This window comes from Serratia sp. JSRIV002 (genome assembly GCF_019968725.1).
In the GTDB taxonomy this organism is placed as follows: Bacteria; Pseudomonadota; Gammaproteobacteria; order Enterobacterales; family Enterobacteriaceae; genus Chania; species Chania fonticola_B.
This window is the reverse complement of the sequence record NZ_CP074143.1, coordinates 4144401-4159902: the sequence shown is the minus strand read 5'-3', so window position 1 is coordinate 4159902 and position 15502 is coordinate 4144401. Positions and strand designations below refer to the sequence as shown.

Genomic DNA, 15502 nt, shown 5'->3' with positions numbered 1-15502 from the left:
CATGACCGAAATAAAGAAAACCCTCTCTTTCGAAGAGACGGAAATCAAATTTACCGGCGACGGTACGCAGGGGATTTTTGAAGGCTACGCGTCTGTTTTTGGCAATGTCGATTCAGACGGCGACGTGATCCTGTCCGGCGCGTTCAAGAACACCTTGGAGAAACAGACCCGCAGGGTTGCCATGTTCTTCAATCACCGGGCGTGGGAATTACCCGTTGGTAAATGGGATGCCTTGCAGGAAGACACCAAAGGGCTGTTTGTCCGTGGGCAACTAACACCCGGCCATAGCGGAGCGAGTGACCTCAAAGCCGCCATGCAGCACGGCACGGTAGAGGGTATGTCGGTCGGGTTTTCAGTAACCAAAGACGATTACTCGCTGGCGGCTAATGGCGGGCGCATTTTCAAAAATATCTCCGCACTGCGAGAAATCAGCGTGTGCACCTTCCCGGCTAACGAGCTGGCCGGAGTATCAGCGATGAAAAGCATCGATGGTATCGAAACGATTCGTGATGTTGAGAACTGGCTGAGGGATTCAGTGGGTTTAAGCAAATCACAGGCCGTGGGGCTTATTGCCCGGTTCAAATCAGCTATTCGGAGTGAGTCCGACAGTGACGAGAACAAAACAGAAATATCCGCTCTCATCGAGCGCATCAGTTCATTCCCTCAAACATTAGGTAAATAATATGTCCGAATTAGCGCAAATTCAGAAAGCCATCGAAGACTCACAGAAGAACATGACCCAACTTTTCGACGCTCAGAAAAAAGAGATCGAAGAAACGGGCCGTGTTTCCAAATCATTACAGGACGATCTGGCCAAGGTTCAGGAAGAACTGAAGAAGTCCGGCGAGCGCCTGTTTGACCTTGAGCAGAAAGGGGCCGGTGGTGCAGATGATCCGTCAGTTAAAAAAGACTTCTCAGAACGCGCCGCCGAAGAGCTCACCAAGTCATGGAACGGTAGCACGGGCACGTTTGAGGCTAAAACCTTCAACAAATCGCTCGGGAGTGATGCAGCCTCTGCCGGTTCGCTGATCCAGCCGATGCAGGTACCGGGTATTGTCATGCCGGGACTCCACCGCCTGGTTATCCGTGATCTGCTGGCGCAAGGGCGCATTTCCAGCAACTCGCTGGAATACGTACGAGAAAAGTTGTTCACCAACAACGCGGCATCCGTGAAGGAAAAGGCCCAAAAGCCTGAGTCTGATCTGACGTTCTCAAAAGAAACGGCGAACGTGAAAACTATCGCTCATTGGATCCAGGCATCCCGCCAGGTGATGGATGACGCCCCGATGCTGCAATCTTACGTCAACAACCGGCTGTTGTTTGGTCTTGCCTTTAAGGAAGAAGATCAGTTGCTGAACGGTGATGGTACCGGCGATAACCTGACGGGTATTAACGCCGTGGCAACAGACTATGACACTGCGCTGAATGCCACCGGGGATACGCGGGCAGACATGATTGCTCACGCCATTTTCCAGGTTACAGAGTCAGAATTCAGCGCCTCGGGCATCATTCTTAACCCGCGAGACTGGCACAACATCGCTTTGCTGAAAGATAACGAAGGTCGTTATATCTTCGGCGGCCCGCAGGCGTTCACCAGCAACATCATGTGGGGGCTGCCAGTGGTACCGACCCGCGCACAGGCTCAGAACACCTTCACCGTGGGCGGCTTTGACCTGGCTTCTCAGGTATGGGATCGCATGGATGCCACCGTGGAAGTGAGCCGTGAAGACCGCGACAACTTCGTGAAAAACATGCTGACCATCCTGTGCGAAGAGCGCCTGGCGCTGGCGCACTATCGCCCGCAGGCGCTGATCAAAGGCACTTTCACGGCACCAACCAAGTAACGCGGAGGGGGCGGGTAATTCCGCCCTGATGTTATGGCGATTAAAGTCACTGATGTCGTGCAGGTTGAAGAGTTACGCCAGCACATCGAGTTTGACAGCGATGATCGCGACGCGGTGATCACCCGTTATGCCCAGGCTGCACTGGATTACTGTTTGCGATGGTGCGATGACCCGCGCTGGGTAAAGGCGGGTGATATTCCTTCCCCTGTTGTATCTGCAATGCTGCTGGTTTTTGCTGATCTGTTTGAGCATCGCACCGGGCAAAGCGAAGTACAGCTATACACCAACGCCGCCGCCGAAAACCTGATGTGGTCGTGCCGCAATTGGCGCGGCGTGAAGGTGGAAGAAAGCGAAAGCGAGGAAGAACCGTAATGGAGCCAGGGCGCTTTAGGCATCGCATCATGATCCAGAACTTCGAAACGGTAGAGCTTCCCTCGGGCGGTGAAAAGGCGGTGTGGGTGGATGCATCCATAAAGCCGATCCCCGCCGAGGTGAAGGCTATCAGTGGACGGGAACTATTGGCATCAGGTGCGGAACATTCAGAGGCTACCGTTCGCGTGTGGCTACGCTTTCGTGATGACGTTTCCAGCTCTTCACGCATGCTTTTTCGCGGGTTGGTCTATGACATTGTGGCAGCGTTACCGGATGCGCGTCTGACGCGACTGGAGCTGCTCTGTAAAAGTGGGGTGAAACCATGATCAGCGGCAATCTGGATTTTTCCGGTCTGCTCGACATTTCGAAGGATTTGGAACAGTTAAGCAAAGCTGAGAACCGCAATGTGTTGCGTCAGGCTACGCGGGCGGGTGCAAACGTGCTCCGTGATGAAGTTCGAGCGCGGGCGCCGAAGAAAACCGGCAAGCTGGCGCGTAACGTCGTTGCGGTGAACATGCGGGCAAAAGATGGTGGGGCGGTTGCCGGGGTGCATATCCGGGGCCGCAATCCACGAACGGGCAACAGCGACAACTCGATGAAGGCCAGCAACCCGAAAAATGCTTTCTACTGGCGCTTTGTGGAGCTGGGGACGGTGAAGATGGCACCTGTACCGTTTATCCGACCCGCATACGATGCCAAAGAGGGGGCGGCGGCAGAGGCGGCGTTTGCCAAGGTCAACGAGGCGATCGATAAGGTACTGTCCAAATGACCGAAGCCGATCTTAACCCGTTGTTAAAACCGCTGGTGGGCGGGCAGGCTTATCCCTATGTCGTCAAACTGACGCCGGAGGGGCAGCCAGCGGTAAAGCCACCGTGGATCGTCTACACTGTTCCTGATGAAAATCGGGGTGATGTGTTCTGCGGTAACGCTGAAACTGCCTACATGGTGCAGATCGACGTGTACGCCAGCAGCATTGACGAGGCGAAAGCTCTACGTCAGCAGGCCGAGGCGGCGGTAACCGTGCTGTCACCTGCCGAAGTCCATCTATTTAGCGGTCACGAACCCGAAACCGGCCTTTTTCGTGCCTCATTCGAATTCCGAGTGTGGCAATAACCCAACCCGCTTTCACCACCGCTTACGAGCGGTTTTTTTATGTCTGGAGAAAACTTATGTCAAGTAAGTATGAAAAAACACAAGGCACGTTGATCAGCGTTTCCGCTGGTGAAGTCAGCGAAGCTAATCCTGTTGGGATCACCTGGCTTGCCGCATCGTGCAGCACCAAGGAACTCAGCTACACGGGTGGCCAAAAGGCTGATATCGATGTTACCACGCTGTGCTCGGAAGAACAGGAGATGACAAACGGCCTGAAAGCCCCGTCTGAAATGACCATTGGTAAAAACTGGAGCGGCTACGATGCTGCCCAGGATTCTCTGATGGATGCGTATGACGATGACAGTCGCCGTGCCATTCGTATCGTATTCCCTTCCGGCAACGGCTTTGCCTACCTTGCCGAGGTGCGTCAAAACAGCTGGAGTGCCGCCACATCCGGCATCGTATCCGCTTCATATACGCTGCGCATTATCGGCAAACCGGTACGTATTTACGCTGTAAACATTCCAGTGACTGGCGTCACGCTGGATAAATCCACCGCCTCCGTGGCTGTTGGTGCCAGCATCACACTGACCCCAACTATCGCCCCGGCGTCAGCCACTAACAACGGCATGACTTGGGCATCATCGGCACCCGAAAGCGTCATGGTAACCAATAAGGGCGTCATTACCGGTCTTACCCCTGGCAGTTCAACCATCACCGTCAAGACCACGGACGGCGCTAAAACGGCTACGTGTGTCGTGACCGTCACGGACAAATAGGAGCATTAACCCATGGCAGCAAAGAAATTAAGCCTTAAGGCGCTGGCGTCGGCACCAATGGCGGGTTTTCGCACCAAGCTGGTTGAGGTCGCCGAGTGGAATGGGGCGAAGGTGATCCTGCGAGAACCCTCGCCAGCGGGCTGGGGCCAGTGGCGCGAGATTATGGAGCCTGCAGAGTCCAAAGAGGGCGCAAAGGCGGTCGAGCTTTCAATTACAGAGCAGACGCAACGTAACATCCGCGCTGACGCGGTGATGTTTATCGATGTTCTGCTCGATGAAGATCAAAAGCCGGTATTTACCTGCAAAGAGCTGGACGAGGTGGTGGGTTTTTACGGGCCGGTGCATTCCCGTCTGCTCAAGCAGGCGCTTGCCCTGCAAACTTCGCAGGAAGACGCTGAAAAAAAGTCAGAGAGCCAGAAACCTTCTTCTTGATGCAACTGGCTTTACGCCTGGGTAAAACACTGGGCGAGCTGCAGCAGTCAATCAGCGTCAGTGAATTGCGTATGTGGATGGCCTTTAACCGGATAAGCCCGATTGGCGACGAGCGCAATGATTACCACGCGGCGCAAATCGCCACGGCCGTTTTCAACTCCCAGCGAGCGAAAGATCCTCTGTCTATTTCCAGCCAACTTCTGTGTTGGAATAAAGATGAGGAAGCGGAGGACGCGGAAGAAGATACGTCAGGGCTTGAGGCATTTTTGGGAAATCTGGCTGATTAATACCCGCTCACGTAGCGGGTTTTTTTATAGGTGAAATATGGCATCTTTGCGCGAGCTCATCATTAAAATATCGGCCAACTCCAGTTCGTTCCAATCGGAGATCGCCCGCGCCTCACGCATGGGGGCCGATTATCATCGAACCATGACGCAGGGGAACCGCCAGGCGGCGAATGCGACCCGACAAAGTCAACGGGCTTTAGCCGATCTGAACGGGCAACTTGCCACGGTGCGCGGCAGTGCTCTGGCGATGGCGGGGGCTTTCGCCGGGGCGTTTGCTACCGGCAACCTGATCGCGATGGCTGACAACTGGAACTCGCTGAATGCGCGGGTAAAGCTTGCGACGACGTCTGCGCAGGATTTCAGCATTGCACAAACCGAGCTGATGCGGATCAGCCAATATACTGGTTCAACGTTTGAATCTAACGCCAGTCTTTTTTCGAAAGCATCAAGTTCGCTGCGTGAATATGGGTACACAACCAAGGATATTTTGTCTCTTACTGAAGCGTTGTCTACCGGTTTGCAAGTGTCAGGGGCTTCTGCTGCGGACACCGAATCAACAATCACCCAATTATCACAGGCGTTGGGGCGCGGTGTTCTGCGCGGGCAGGATTTCAACTCCGTTGCGCAGTCCGGTGGGCGGATTATGAAAGCGCTGGCGGATGGTCTTGGCGTTGCGCAAAAAGATCTGAAAGGGCTTGCTGATGCTGGAGAACTGACAAACCCGAAGATCGTTCCTGCTTTGATCAGTCAGCTTGGCCAATTGAGGAAAGAATATGAAACGATGCCTAATAGCGTTAGCGCGGCGTCAACCCGCATCAACAACGCATTTATGCAGTGGATTGGCGGGCAGAACCAGGCGACAGGAACCACGGCAGCACTTTCCGGCATCCTGGATGGATTAGCTAAAAACATTGATACCGTCGCATTATCTCTTGGTGCACTGGTGTCTGTTGGCGCTGTGCGCTATTTCGGCGGTATGGTGTCAAGTGTGGGGAGCGCCACAGCGGGCATGGTATCCGCATACCGTGGCGAAGTCGCTCTGGCTTCTGCACAGGTGCGAGGCACTCAGGTCGCAACAGCCAGAGCAAGGGCTGCTGAATACCGCGCACAAAAGGCGTTGGCCGCTGCGCGGGGAACGGATGGGCAGGCGGCAGCGGAAAGACGGCTGGAGGCTACGCAGCGTGGCGTTACGCGCAGTATTGCAGCCAGAACTGCCGCACAAGGCGCATTGAATAATGTGACAGGCTTGGGTAGCCGATTAATGTCAGGGGCGCTTGGCCTGGTTGGCGGCTTCCCTGGATTAATTATGGCAGGCGCTGCTGCCTGGTATGTTTATAACCAAAGGCAGGAACAGGCTCAACAGACAGCCATTGCCTATGCGGATTCGCTGGGTTCCGTCGTTGAGAAGATGCGTGAGCTTAATCAGGTGCAACTGAAGGGTGCTCTCGCTGAGGCGGGCGATTCCATCAAGGCACAAAGAGACAATATTGACGATCTGACCTCTGCTCAGGCAAATGCAAAGGCTGAGCTGCTTGAGCGGCTGAAACTGGTCAAGCAGTTCTCCGTTACGCAGGGGGAAAGTAACGGGCATACGACCAATGCGGCTAAACTTCAGAGAAAATACGATAAAATCACTCGTGACCTGAGCGATGCCCAGACCAAACTGGGTAGAACAATTGCAGATCAAGCCAAGTTGCAAGGTGAACTGAACCGTGTAACCACTGAGTCCGAAGCATCGTTTAATGTTTTTAAAAAGGGGCTGGTTGAAACTTTCCACCTGTCAGAAGCTGCGGCGGTGGGGTTGGCGTCAACGCTCCAGGTGCTTAAGGAGCTCAACGCCGAACAGGGAAAATCAGGTGCCAGCGTAACCCCTCCTGTTGATACAGCGAAATATGACGACTTCATTAAAAAACAGCAAGAAAGTCTTGCCTTGTTAAAAGTTGAAGGCGTCGAACGGGCAAAACTGAAAGCCGTACAGGACGCCATCAAAGGTGAGGCGCTGAAAGTTGATGGCGCTGGCAATGTCGTTGCTGATATGAAGGATCAAAAAGCAGCTATCGAGGCCAATGCCGTAGCTGAATACAACCTTCAGGAGCAGCAGAAAGAACGCAACAAGACCACCAAGGCAGGAGCCAGTGTCGCGGGTGATTACCAGCAGAAGATCGCCAGCTTGAACAAGGAAATCCAGATTGAAGGTGTCCGGCTAAAAGATGGCGATGCGGCCGCCCGTCTTTTTGCTGCATCAATGGAAGCGGGTACTAAGTGGACGGAAGCCCAAAAGAAAGAGCTGATTGCCCGTAATGACGTGTATGAGAAACTTAAGCAGAAAAATGAGGATCGCTCCGCAGCAATTTCCAACGACCCTTACCGCCAGGCAGCCGAAACCCAGAAAAGGGCTAGCGAGCAACTGCAGCGGCAGATTGCAGATGGTGAAATCAAGGGGGCGGAGGACATCGCCCGCCGCAAGCAGGATATCGACACCGCCTATCTGCAGGCGAAGGCCGAGGCCGCCCAGCGTTACGCGGTTTCCGGTACCGCTGAGCTGGCCGGTAATGTCGATCCTATCCAGAATCTTGAAAACCAACTGGCTAAACGGCAGGCGCTGATCGAGAGCTATGCCACTGCGGGTGTAGTGTCGCAAAGCCGCGCCAATCAGCTGATTGTTGCGGCGGATCGTGAAGCGATGGAGCAGCGTTACCAGGCATCACTGCAACTGTATGCCAGTCAAGGCGATATGCAGAAGGTGGCCGTCGATATGTTCCAGGCAACCACGGAACGGGCAAGCAACATGCTTACCGGTCTGCTGACAGGCACCCAAACGTTCAAGGAGGGGGTAACAAATCTCTTCGCTTCCCTGACTCAATCCATCGTTCAAAACCTTATTGATATGGCCGCGCAAGCGCTGGTTACCAGTTCCATCATGCAGACGATCACCGGCGTAGTCGGTGGGCTTGCCGGTGGCATTGGTGGGGCGGCATCCGGGGTTAGTGGCGCAGCAGGATCGGCAGGAACGGGCGCGATGGGATTGAGCACGAGCTGGACTGAGTATGACCTTGGCGGCTACACAGGTGCTGGCGGTAAATATGAACCCGCTGGTGTGGTGCACCGAGGCGAGTTCGTGATGACCAAAGAGGCCACGGAACGGATAGGCGTAGAGAACCTTTACGGCATGATGCGTGGCTATGCAACGGGCGGGTTAGTTTCTCCTCCCAATGCTAGCGGTTCTCTGGGCGTACGGGCAACGACTGCTAGCCAACCGATCGGTGTGAGCGTTGGCAGTAACGCGCCGATCGTTAATATTACGGTTGAAAGCAGCGGGCAAACGACGACATCAGCACCGCCAGGCATGGAACAGTTTGGTAGTGAAGTGGGCGCGTTTGTCGATCAGCGTTATCGGGCGTTGATTGGTAAGGACTTAGGCCAAGGGGGCAGGATCACCACGGCAATCAGAGGGGGCAGATAATGGCGCTGGAAACGTTCATTTATGCTGCCAGGGTAAACCCGACAGGCGATCACTCCTTCCGGGTTCGTGAGGTGCAATTTGGCGATGGCTATAAACAGCAGGTTGGCGATGGGCTGAATACTGAGCTCCAAAGTTGGTCATTAACCTTTGTCGGCAACTGGAAGCGAACTTATGAGATCAGGAGTTTTTTCAAACGGCATGCCGGGTATAAAGCGTTTAAGTGGACAACACCAAATTTTGAAGCCGGGTTGTTCACTTGCAAAGCGTATCAGGTAACCGCACTGGGTAAGAATGGCCGCGGCGATCAGATGTATCAGCTTGCGGCCACCTTTGAAGTAGCCTTCAGACCGTAGGAAAAACCAATGTCTATCAACACCGATCACCAGACGTTAGAGCCTGGTAGTAAAATACGCCTGTTCGAAGTGGACGGCAGTCAATTTAGCGGGCCGGAGTTGTATTTTCACAGCCACCCGATCCCGTTCACACCGGCAGAGCTGGAAAAGGCCGGTGATGATCCAGCCAAGCTACCGGCAAAATCTATCTGGTTCGGCGGGCGAGAGTACAAGCCGTGGCCGGTAGTGATCGAGGGGCTGGAAGTCACGAGCGACGGTACCGCGCCGAGCCCCACGCTGTCAGTCGGTAATATCGATGGCACCGTTGGCTCGATGTGCCTGGCATACCAAAATCTGGCTATGTTCAAGGTCACGATCCGCGACACCTACGCACATTACCTTGATGCTCGAAACTTTCCGGAGGGCAATACGCAGGCCGATTCGACACAGCAAAAAGTTGATGTGTGGTACATCGACCGCAAGATCAGCGGCAACAATACCGGCATCCAGTTTGCGCTATCTTCGCCTGCTGACCTGCAGGGCATCATGATCCCAACCCGGCAGATCCATAGCCTTTGTACCTGGTGCATCCGTGGTCAGTACCGCAAAGCGTCCTGCGGGTACACCGGTACCAAGTATTTTGACGCAGACGGCAAGCCGGTTAGTGACCCGTCTAAAGATGTTTGTTCGGGCCTGTTGTCCACCGGCTGCGAACCTCGCTGGGGGAAAGGTAATCCGCTGCCGTTCGGTGGCTTCCCCGGCTCCGCATTGTTGAAGAGGTAGCCATGAGAAAGCACATTATCAGCGCCATAATGGCGCATGCCGAAGAAAGTCACCCGGCAGAGTGCTGCGGGCTGGTTGTGCAAGTCGGCAAGCGGCAACAATATCTGCGCTGTCGAAATACCGCCTCGGAGCCCACCGAGCAATTCAGTATGCACCCGGAGGATTACGCCAGCGCGGAGGATTCCGGCGAGATTGTCGCCATTGTTCACAGCCATCCGGACGCTACGACGCAACCCAGCCAACTCGATGTGGCGCAATGTGACCTGTCACAGCTTCCGTGGATTATTGCGAGCTGGCCGGAGGGGGATATTAGAACGATCATACCCACTAATGGTATTAAGCCGCTACTGGGCCGTACGTTCGTGCATGGCATATGGGATTGTTACGCTATCGTGCGGGACTGGTATCAGTTGGAGTGCGATATCAAGATACCCAACTTCGAGCGTTCGGATGGCTGGTGGGAGCGCGGCGAAAACCTTTACATGCAGCACTATGCCGAGGCTGGATTTATACCGGCTACCGGTGATCTGCTGGTGGGGGACGTAATTATTATGCAGGTGCGTGCCGACGAGCCGAACCACGCAGGGGTCTATCTTGGCGATAGTGTGATGCTCCACCACATGTATGGTCAACTAAGTAAGCATGTTCCTTATGATGGATATTGGCAGGATAGGACGATTATCACGCTTCGCTATAGTGCCTGATCTGCTATTATCTTTCCTTGACCATAAGAGGGATAACAGAATGCGGAAGTTACTTTTAGCCTTTGCGGCCACAACTCTATTGTCTGGGTGTGCTACGGACGCGGTTCCAGTAAAAGAGGCCATTACTGCGCCAAATGAGCGCGTTTTTAATTATCAAGATTCATCGAAAGGCGACTCATCCCTCACTATCATTAGAGATAGCGGGGTGGTTGGTGGTGGTTGTTATATAACAGTGTTTTTAAATGGCGCAAGAGTAGCGAAGTTAGATACTAAAGAGAAAGCAACATTTCATATTAATAGTGGTGAATGGATTGTTGGAGCAGGGCATGAAGGAAGGGGGTTGTGTTCTGGGGGGAAAGAAAGGCAAGAGCGTGATTTTATAATTAAGCCTGGTGAAGAGAAGAATTTAAGAGTTTTCACTGATAATAATGGTAATGTGGATATAAAACCAACCACCATTCAGTAAATCTAATTTTCATATAAAAGGTCGCAAAGCGGCCTTTTATGCTTTGGAGGGAGCATGAACACTACACCGCATGAATATAGAATGGTCAGACTATATGGCATTCTTGGGGCGAGGTTTGGCCGGGTTCATAAACTGGTCATATCAACCCCAAAAGAAGCTATCAAGGCACTTTCTATAACTATTCCTGGCTTTGAGCGTTTTTTGAAAACAGCTAAAGAAAGAGGGCTAACCTTCTCTGTTTTTATTGGGAAGAAGAATATCGGCAAAGATGAGCTTGAGTTCTCAGGATGTGAAGATATCCGTATTGCTCCAATGATTATCGGCAGTAAAAAGGCTGGTGTTTTCCAAACAATTCTAGGTGCCGTAATAGTAGCTGCGTCAGCAATCGGCTATTACTTTGCACCAGGAAACCCATTCTCAACTTTTGGTTTTCAAATGGGGGGCGCAATGATGCTCGGCGGGGCGATTCAGATGCTATCACCCCAGCAGGGCGGCCTTGCTCGACGTGAAAGCCCAGATAATAAGCCGTCCTATGCTTTTGGCGGGCCAGTGAACACGATCGCCCAAGGGAATCCCGTCCCGATTCTTTATGGCAAGCGCCGGATCGGCGGTGCAATCATCTCAGCGGGGATTTTCGCGGAAGACCAGCAGTAAGTAACCCGCTTTCCTCATTGGCCAGCCTCGAGCTGGTTTTTTTACGCCTGGAGAAAACCAATGTCTGTGATAGAAGGCCGCAAGGGTGGCGGCGGTGATGCGCGCACACCTGTAGAATCCAATGACTCTCTGCAATCCACCTCTTATGCAAAAATCCTGTTGGCGCTAGCCGAAGGGGAGTTGGCCGGTGGTTTGGATGGTACCAACATTTTTCTTGATGGCACCCCGATCATCAGCCATGACGGATCGGAAAACTTTCCTGGTGTGAAGTGGGCGTTTCGGCCAGGTACCCCCGACCAAGACTATATTCCCGGTATGCCGGATGTCGAGAACGAGATCACCGTTAGCACCGAGCTCACCAGCCTAAAACCGTGGGTTCGTTCGCTGACCAATACCCAGCTTTCCGCCTGCCGTATTCGTTTTTCGTGGTCACAGTTGCATCTGCAGCAGGATAATGGCGATGTTGTCGGTTATCGCATCGAGTACGCGATCGACGTTGCGACAGACGGAGGTGCTTATCGTGAAATGCTGACCGCGGCCGTTGATGGTAAAACCACGACCAAATACGAGCGTAGCCACCGCATAGATTTACCGAAAGCGTTCAGCGGCTGGCAGATCCGTGTACGCCGCCTAACACCGAACAGCACCAGTAACCGGCTAGCCGATAAGATGGTTATTGAGTCGATTACGGAGATGATCGACGTGAAACTCCGGTACCCAGAAACGGCTCTGTTATTCGTCCAGTTCGACGCGAAGCAGTTTCAGAACATCCCGCAAGTTTCCTGTGAGCCGAAAGGTAGCGTGATCCGCATTCCCACGACCTACGACCCGATCAGTCGCACCTATACCGGTACTTGGAACGGCAGCTTTAAATGGGCATGGACGAATAATCCCGCGTGGGTGTTTTATGATCTGCTTATCAATGACCGCTACAGCATTGGCAGCCGTGTGAAAGCCGAGAATCTGGCGCTCACCAAGTGGGACTTGTACGCCATTGCGCAATATTGCGATCAGCTTGTTCCTGATGGTCGCGGGGGTAGCGGTACTGAGCCACGCTTTCTCTGTGATGCTTACATTCAGTCCCAAGAGGAAGCCTGGACGGTTTTACGTGACTTCGCGAACATCTTCCGAGGCATGACCTACTGGGCAAACAACAGTATGAATGCGCTGGCAGACATGCCCCGCGACGTGGATTACATTTATACCCGCGCCAACGTCAAAGACGGGCTGTTTACAGAGAGTAGCGCCAGCGAAAAGACGCACTACAGCACGGCAATGGTGAGCTGGAGCGATCCGGCCAACGGCTACCAGGACTCCGTAGAGTCGGTGTTCGATAATGAGCTTATTCGCCGCTACAACGTCAAGCAGGCCGATCTGACCGCCATCGGCTGCACCCGGCAAACCGAAGCGATCCGCCGAGGAAAGTGGCTACTGCTGACCAATGACAAAGACCGCTTGATTAACTTCACTGTAGGCATGGATGGCAATATCCCGCTGCCGGGGTGGATCATCGGTGTTGCAGATGAGGCAATGGCTGGCCGCCCGCTTGGTGGCCGTATCAGTGCTGTTTCTGGCCGCAACATCACGCTTGATCGCGTGTCGTCGGCAAAGGTCGGTGAGCGTCTGATTGTGAACCTGCCCAGCGGCAAATCACAGGCCCGCACAATCAGTGCCGTGAGCGGAAAAGTAGTCACTGTCTCGACCGGCTACAGCGAAGTGCCAGTGTCAGAGTGCGTATGGGCTGTGGATGCGACCGACCTGGCCATTCAACAATTCCGCGTCACTGGCATCACTGAAAAAGAAGACGGTGTTTCGTTCGATATAACGGCCATCGAGTATGATCCGAATAAGTACGCCCGCATCGACACAGGCGCACGTATCGAAGACCGCCCGATCACTGTCATTCCACCTGGCGTTCAGGCTCCACCGCAGAACGTTAAGATCGGCAGCTTTACAAAGGTAAGCCAAGGGCTGGCTGTAACCACATTGCGCGTTACGTGGGATTCGGTCGAAGGGGCGATCGCTTACGAATCGGAGTGGCGGCGTGATAATGGCAACTGGATACCCGGCCCCCGTACATCAACGCTCGGTTTCGAAGTTGCTGGCATTTATGCAGGCCGCTACCAATCCCGCGTCCGAGCGATTAACGCTGCTGAAATTTCGAGTATCTGGGCAAATGCCATGGAAACGCAGCTTAACGGCAAGGAAGGGAAGCCACCCAAGCCTGTGGGGTTTACTGCATCGCCGTTATTGTGGGGGATAGCACTCAGTTGGGGATTTCCTTCGGGTGCCGAAGATACGCTTAAGACGGAAATTCAATATTCTGATAACCCCGCGGGCAATAACGCCATGCTGCTTTCAGACGTACCCTATCCGCAGCGCAGTTATGAACAATCAGGGCTGAAAGCGGGCCAGGAATTCTGGTATCGCGCGCGATTGGTTGATCGCACAGGAAACCAGGGCGACTGGATTGAGTGGGTGCGGGGGCAATCCAACGCCAATGGAGGGGATTATCTTGAAAATATTGGTGATGGCTTTATGTCGTCAGCTGATGGTGATCGTCTTACCAGCCAGATCAACATGAGCCTCGACGGCATTCTCCAGGATGCACTGGCCAATAACGCCACGGTAGATCACCAGTGGGCGCAGTACGGCGAAGTGCGTGCCGATATCCTGGTTGTCAAAACAACGATTGCTGAGGTTGATAAGGCATTTGCTGACATGGCGACGCAGGTGCAGGCGCAGATCGGGGGCGTTACCGCGGCTCTGGAAGATAAACTGACGGCTACGGTTGATGTTGCTGGCGCAACGGCGGTGCATACGCTGAAAGCCGGTGTAAAGATAAATGGCGTGTATTACAGCGCCGGGATGTCTATTGCGGTATTGGCGCAAGCTGGCCAGCCAGTAGTAACTCGCATCGGATTTAACGCCAATCAGTTCGTACTGATGAGCGGTAGCGGTGAAAACCAATATTCGCCTTTTGCTGTGGTTAATGGGCAGGTATTTATCAGTGATGCCTTTATTCAGAATGGTTCTATTACCTCAGCAAAAATAAAAAACGCATCAATCGGTGGCGCTCAAATTACGGATTATCTCCAGTCAGATAATTACTCTCCGGGGGGCGTTGGTATGAAACTGGGGTTCAGGGATGGATATGTTGAAATCAATGGTTCAGTGCCTGGTCTTGGAAGGACTGTTGTCAATAACGATGGTGTGGCAGTTTACGACGGTGCAGGGCAAATAAGAACAAAGCTCGGGAGGACATATTGAGCCGATATGGACTTGTAGTTTATCCCAAAGACGGTGGTGCGGGTGTTGATATCAGCAACGGTTCTAAAGCCTGCGCCTATCGTGGCTTTTTTAACCCAGAGTTTGACCAAAACGGAGAAACATGGTCATACCCCGACCTCTCGCCTGGAGCCTCATTATTTATTGTCCCAAGAAGAACGGTTGCCATTATTCAAACAGGCGCGGTTCCCAGGGTAATATCATGCAGTGGTGTACAAATATCGGGAGGTACAGTGCATGCCTGGTTTGATGGATTTAATTCCAGGCAGGACAAAGGCAGGCGTCCCATAGAGTTTGATGCCTTTCAGGTATCAGGCGCTGGAGGTGTACCTCGTTATGGACTCCAGCTTATCGATGCAACAGATTACAGCGAAATTAACGATCTGGGCGTTGCGGGGAAATGCGTCTGGCGTGGTGTTGTTACCGTGCGCGGTGCCTGGGCAATCCCCGACATTCCTGATCGTGCCAACGCGATTGTTTTTGCTTACTGGGATCGTGGTGATCGCGCTGTGGATTTTGACCGTGAAAGCATGACTGTGAATGTCTATAGAGAAGCAGGTAGAGATGTCATCAGCGACGGCAGTGCAGATTGCCAGATGTGGATATGCATCTTTTCAAACGGCTCTTATCCGGTTCCTCCACGCTATGGATTGGCAATCTGGAATGCTGCTGGCCAGTGCACCTTCTCGTCGGATAATGCACCGATGCTTTATCGTGGTAATTCATTAAACACGCAGCGCATACCGGGTAACTATGCATACCCCCTCATGGCGACAGCAAAGCCGCTGGTCCCACTCTGCCGCCTTGGTATTCATGATGGTATGAATCTATCGAATAACTATCTTGATTATCGCCATGCTGGAATGCGAATGGCTGGCGGTGGTGTTACGGCTTGGCGCACGAAATACATCAACAGTTACGACCATAGCAAAATCAATATTCAGTATCGGCTGACAACAATCAATCTGCCCGTACTGGACGCCGCAGATTATTTTAGTCTTTAAAT

General features: G+C 53.2%; 17 protein-coding genes and 1 pseudogene. All 18 read left to right on the top strand.

Annotation, left to right across the window (positions count from 1 at the left end):
* Position 1: 1 nt before the first annotated feature.
* Positions 2–682: an HK97 family phage prohead protease gene (locus KGP26_RS19520; protein ID WP_179248006.1), complete on the top strand. Its 681-nt coding sequence runs from the start codon at positions 2–4 to the stop codon at positions 680–682.
* A gap of 1 nt (position 683) precedes the next feature.
* Positions 684–1844 carry a phage major capsid protein gene (locus tag KGP26_RS19515; protein WP_223664385.1) on the top strand — a complete coding sequence of 387 codons (1161 nt, stop codon included), beginning with the start codon at positions 684–686 and terminating at the stop codon, positions 1842–1844.
* 33 nt (positions 1845–1877) lie between these two features.
* Complete coding sequence (locus tag KGP26_RS19510; protein ID WP_179248008.1) at positions 1878–2216, top strand: head-tail connector protein; 339 nt, start codon at positions 1878–1880, stop codon at positions 2214–2216.
* Positions 2216–2542: a phage head closure protein gene (locus tag KGP26_RS19505; RefSeq protein WP_179248009.1), complete on the top strand. Its 327-nt coding sequence runs from the start codon at positions 2216–2218 to the stop codon at positions 2540–2542. Before KGP26_RS19510 ends, KGP26_RS19505 begins: the two co-directional genes overlap by 1 nt.
* Positions 2539–2985, top strand: coding sequence for an HK97-gp10 family putative phage morphogenesis protein (locus KGP26_RS19500; protein WP_223664384.1), 447 nt, complete (start codon positions 2539–2541; stop codon positions 2983–2985). Before KGP26_RS19505 ends, KGP26_RS19500 begins: the two co-directional genes overlap by 4 nt.
* The gene (locus KGP26_RS19495) at positions 2982–3329 is read left to right on the top strand and encodes a DUF3168 domain-containing protein (RefSeq protein WP_121606653.1); all 348 of its coding nucleotides are present in this window, start codon (positions 2982–2984) and stop codon (positions 3327–3329) included. Before KGP26_RS19500 ends, KGP26_RS19495 begins: the two co-directional genes overlap by 4 nt.
* Positions 3330–3385: 56 nt before the next feature.
* A pseudogene (locus tag KGP26_RS30435) lies at positions 3386–3832 on the top strand (phage tail protein); the annotation flags it as partial.
* Positions 3833–3835: 3 nt separating this feature from the next.
* A complete protein-coding gene (locus tag KGP26_RS30430) occupies positions 3836–4087 on the top strand; it encodes an Ig domain-containing protein (protein ID WP_371824952.1) in 252 nt (83 codons plus the stop codon).
* Between the two features lie 12 nt (positions 4088–4099).
* Positions 4100–4519: a phage tail assembly chaperone gene (locus tag KGP26_RS19485; protein ID WP_223664382.1), complete on the top strand. Its 420-nt coding sequence runs from the start codon at positions 4100–4102 to the stop codon at positions 4517–4519.
* Entirely contained in the window at positions 4519–4806 is a 288-nt protein-coding gene (locus KGP26_RS19480) for a DUF4035 domain-containing protein (protein WP_223537698.1), read from the top strand. Before KGP26_RS19485 ends, KGP26_RS19480 begins: the two co-directional genes overlap by 1 nt.
* A 37-nt stretch (positions 4807–4843) precedes the next feature.
* Entirely contained in the window at positions 4844–8269 is a 3426-nt protein-coding gene (locus tag KGP26_RS19475; protein ID WP_223664470.1) for a tape measure protein, read from the top strand.
* Complete coding sequence (locus KGP26_RS19470) at positions 8269–8622, top strand: phage tail protein (protein ID WP_223664469.1); 354 nt, start codon at positions 8269–8271, stop codon at positions 8620–8622. Before KGP26_RS19475 ends, KGP26_RS19470 begins: the two co-directional genes overlap by 1 nt.
* 9 nt (positions 8623–8631) lie before the next feature.
* Positions 8632–9384 (top strand): phage minor tail protein L, encoded by a 753-nt coding sequence (locus tag KGP26_RS19465; RefSeq protein ID WP_223664468.1) that lies wholly within the window; start codon positions 8632–8634, stop codon positions 9382–9384.
* Positions 9385–9386: 2 nt separating this feature from the next.
* Positions 9387–10088 (top strand): C40 family peptidase, encoded by a 702-nt coding sequence (locus KGP26_RS19460; RefSeq protein ID WP_223664467.1) that lies wholly within the window; start codon positions 9387–9389, stop codon positions 10086–10088.
* A gap of 40 nt (positions 10089–10128) precedes the next feature.
* Positions 10129–10554 (top strand): hypothetical protein, encoded by a 426-nt coding sequence (locus KGP26_RS19455; RefSeq protein ID WP_223664466.1) that lies wholly within the window; start codon positions 10129–10131, stop codon positions 10552–10554.
* 54 nt (positions 10555–10608) lie between these two features.
* Positions 10609–11208 carry a tail assembly protein gene (locus tag KGP26_RS19450; RefSeq protein ID WP_223537398.1) on the top strand — a complete coding sequence of 200 codons (600 nt, stop codon included), beginning with the start codon at positions 10609–10611 and terminating at the stop codon, positions 11206–11208.
* A 60-nt stretch (positions 11209–11268) separates the two neighbouring features.
* Positions 11269–14478: a host specificity protein J gene (locus KGP26_RS19445; protein ID WP_223664465.1), complete on the top strand. Its 3210-nt coding sequence runs from the start codon at positions 11269–11271 to the stop codon at positions 14476–14478.
* The gene (locus KGP26_RS19440) at positions 14475–15500 is read left to right on the top strand and encodes a DUF6453 family protein (protein ID WP_223664464.1); all 1026 of its coding nucleotides are present in this window, start codon (positions 14475–14477) and stop codon (positions 15498–15500) included. The genes KGP26_RS19445 and KGP26_RS19440 overlap by 4 nt, the downstream gene beginning before the upstream one ends.
* The last annotated feature ends 2 nt before the right edge of the window (positions 15501–15502 follow it).

Excerpts from the sequence above, each read along its gene's own strand:
- KGP26_RS19520 (WP_179248006.1), top strand. The coding sequence starts at position 2 with ATGACCGAAATAAAGAAAACCCTCTCTTTCGAAGAGACGGAAATCAAA.
- KGP26_RS19515 (WP_223664385.1), top strand. The coding sequence starts at position 684 with ATGTCCGAATTAGCGCAAATTCAGAAAGCCATCGAAGACTCACAGAAG.
- KGP26_RS19510 (WP_179248008.1), top strand. The coding sequence starts at position 1,878 with ATGGCGATTAAAGTCACTGATGTCGTGCAGGTTGAAGAGTTACGCCAG.
- KGP26_RS19505 (WP_179248009.1), top strand. The coding sequence starts at position 2,216 with ATGGAGCCAGGGCGCTTTAGGCATCGCATCATGATCCAGAACTTCGAA.
- KGP26_RS19500 (WP_223664384.1), top strand. The coding sequence starts at position 2,539 with ATGATCAGCGGCAATCTGGATTTTTCCGGTCTGCTCGACATTTCGAAG.
- KGP26_RS19495 (WP_121606653.1), top strand. The coding sequence starts at position 2,982 with ATGACCGAAGCCGATCTTAACCCGTTGTTAAAACCGCTGGTGGGCGGG.
- KGP26_RS19485 (WP_223664382.1), top strand. The coding sequence starts at position 4,100 with ATGGCAGCAAAGAAATTAAGCCTTAAGGCGCTGGCGTCGGCACCAATG.
- KGP26_RS19480 (WP_223537698.1), top strand. The coding sequence starts at position 4,519 with ATGCAACTGGCTTTACGCCTGGGTAAAACACTGGGCGAGCTGCAGCAG.
- KGP26_RS19475 (WP_223664470.1), top strand. The coding sequence starts at position 4,844 with ATGGCATCTTTGCGCGAGCTCATCATTAAAATATCGGCCAACTCCAGT.
- KGP26_RS19470 (WP_223664469.1), top strand. The coding sequence starts at position 8,269 with ATGGCGCTGGAAACGTTCATTTATGCTGCCAGGGTAAACCCGACAGGC.
- KGP26_RS19465 (WP_223664468.1), top strand. The coding sequence starts at position 8,632 with ATGTCTATCAACACCGATCACCAGACGTTAGAGCCTGGTAGTAAAATA.
- KGP26_RS19460 (WP_223664467.1), top strand. The coding sequence starts at position 9,387 with ATGAGAAAGCACATTATCAGCGCCATAATGGCGCATGCCGAAGAAAGT.
- KGP26_RS19455 (WP_223664466.1), top strand. The coding sequence starts at position 10,129 with ATGCGGAAGTTACTTTTAGCCTTTGCGGCCACAACTCTATTGTCTGGG.
- KGP26_RS19450 (WP_223537398.1), top strand. The coding sequence starts at position 10,609 with ATGAACACTACACCGCATGAATATAGAATGGTCAGACTATATGGCATT.
- KGP26_RS19445 (WP_223664465.1), top strand. The coding sequence starts at position 11,269 with ATGTCTGTGATAGAAGGCCGCAAGGGTGGCGGCGGTGATGCGCGCACA.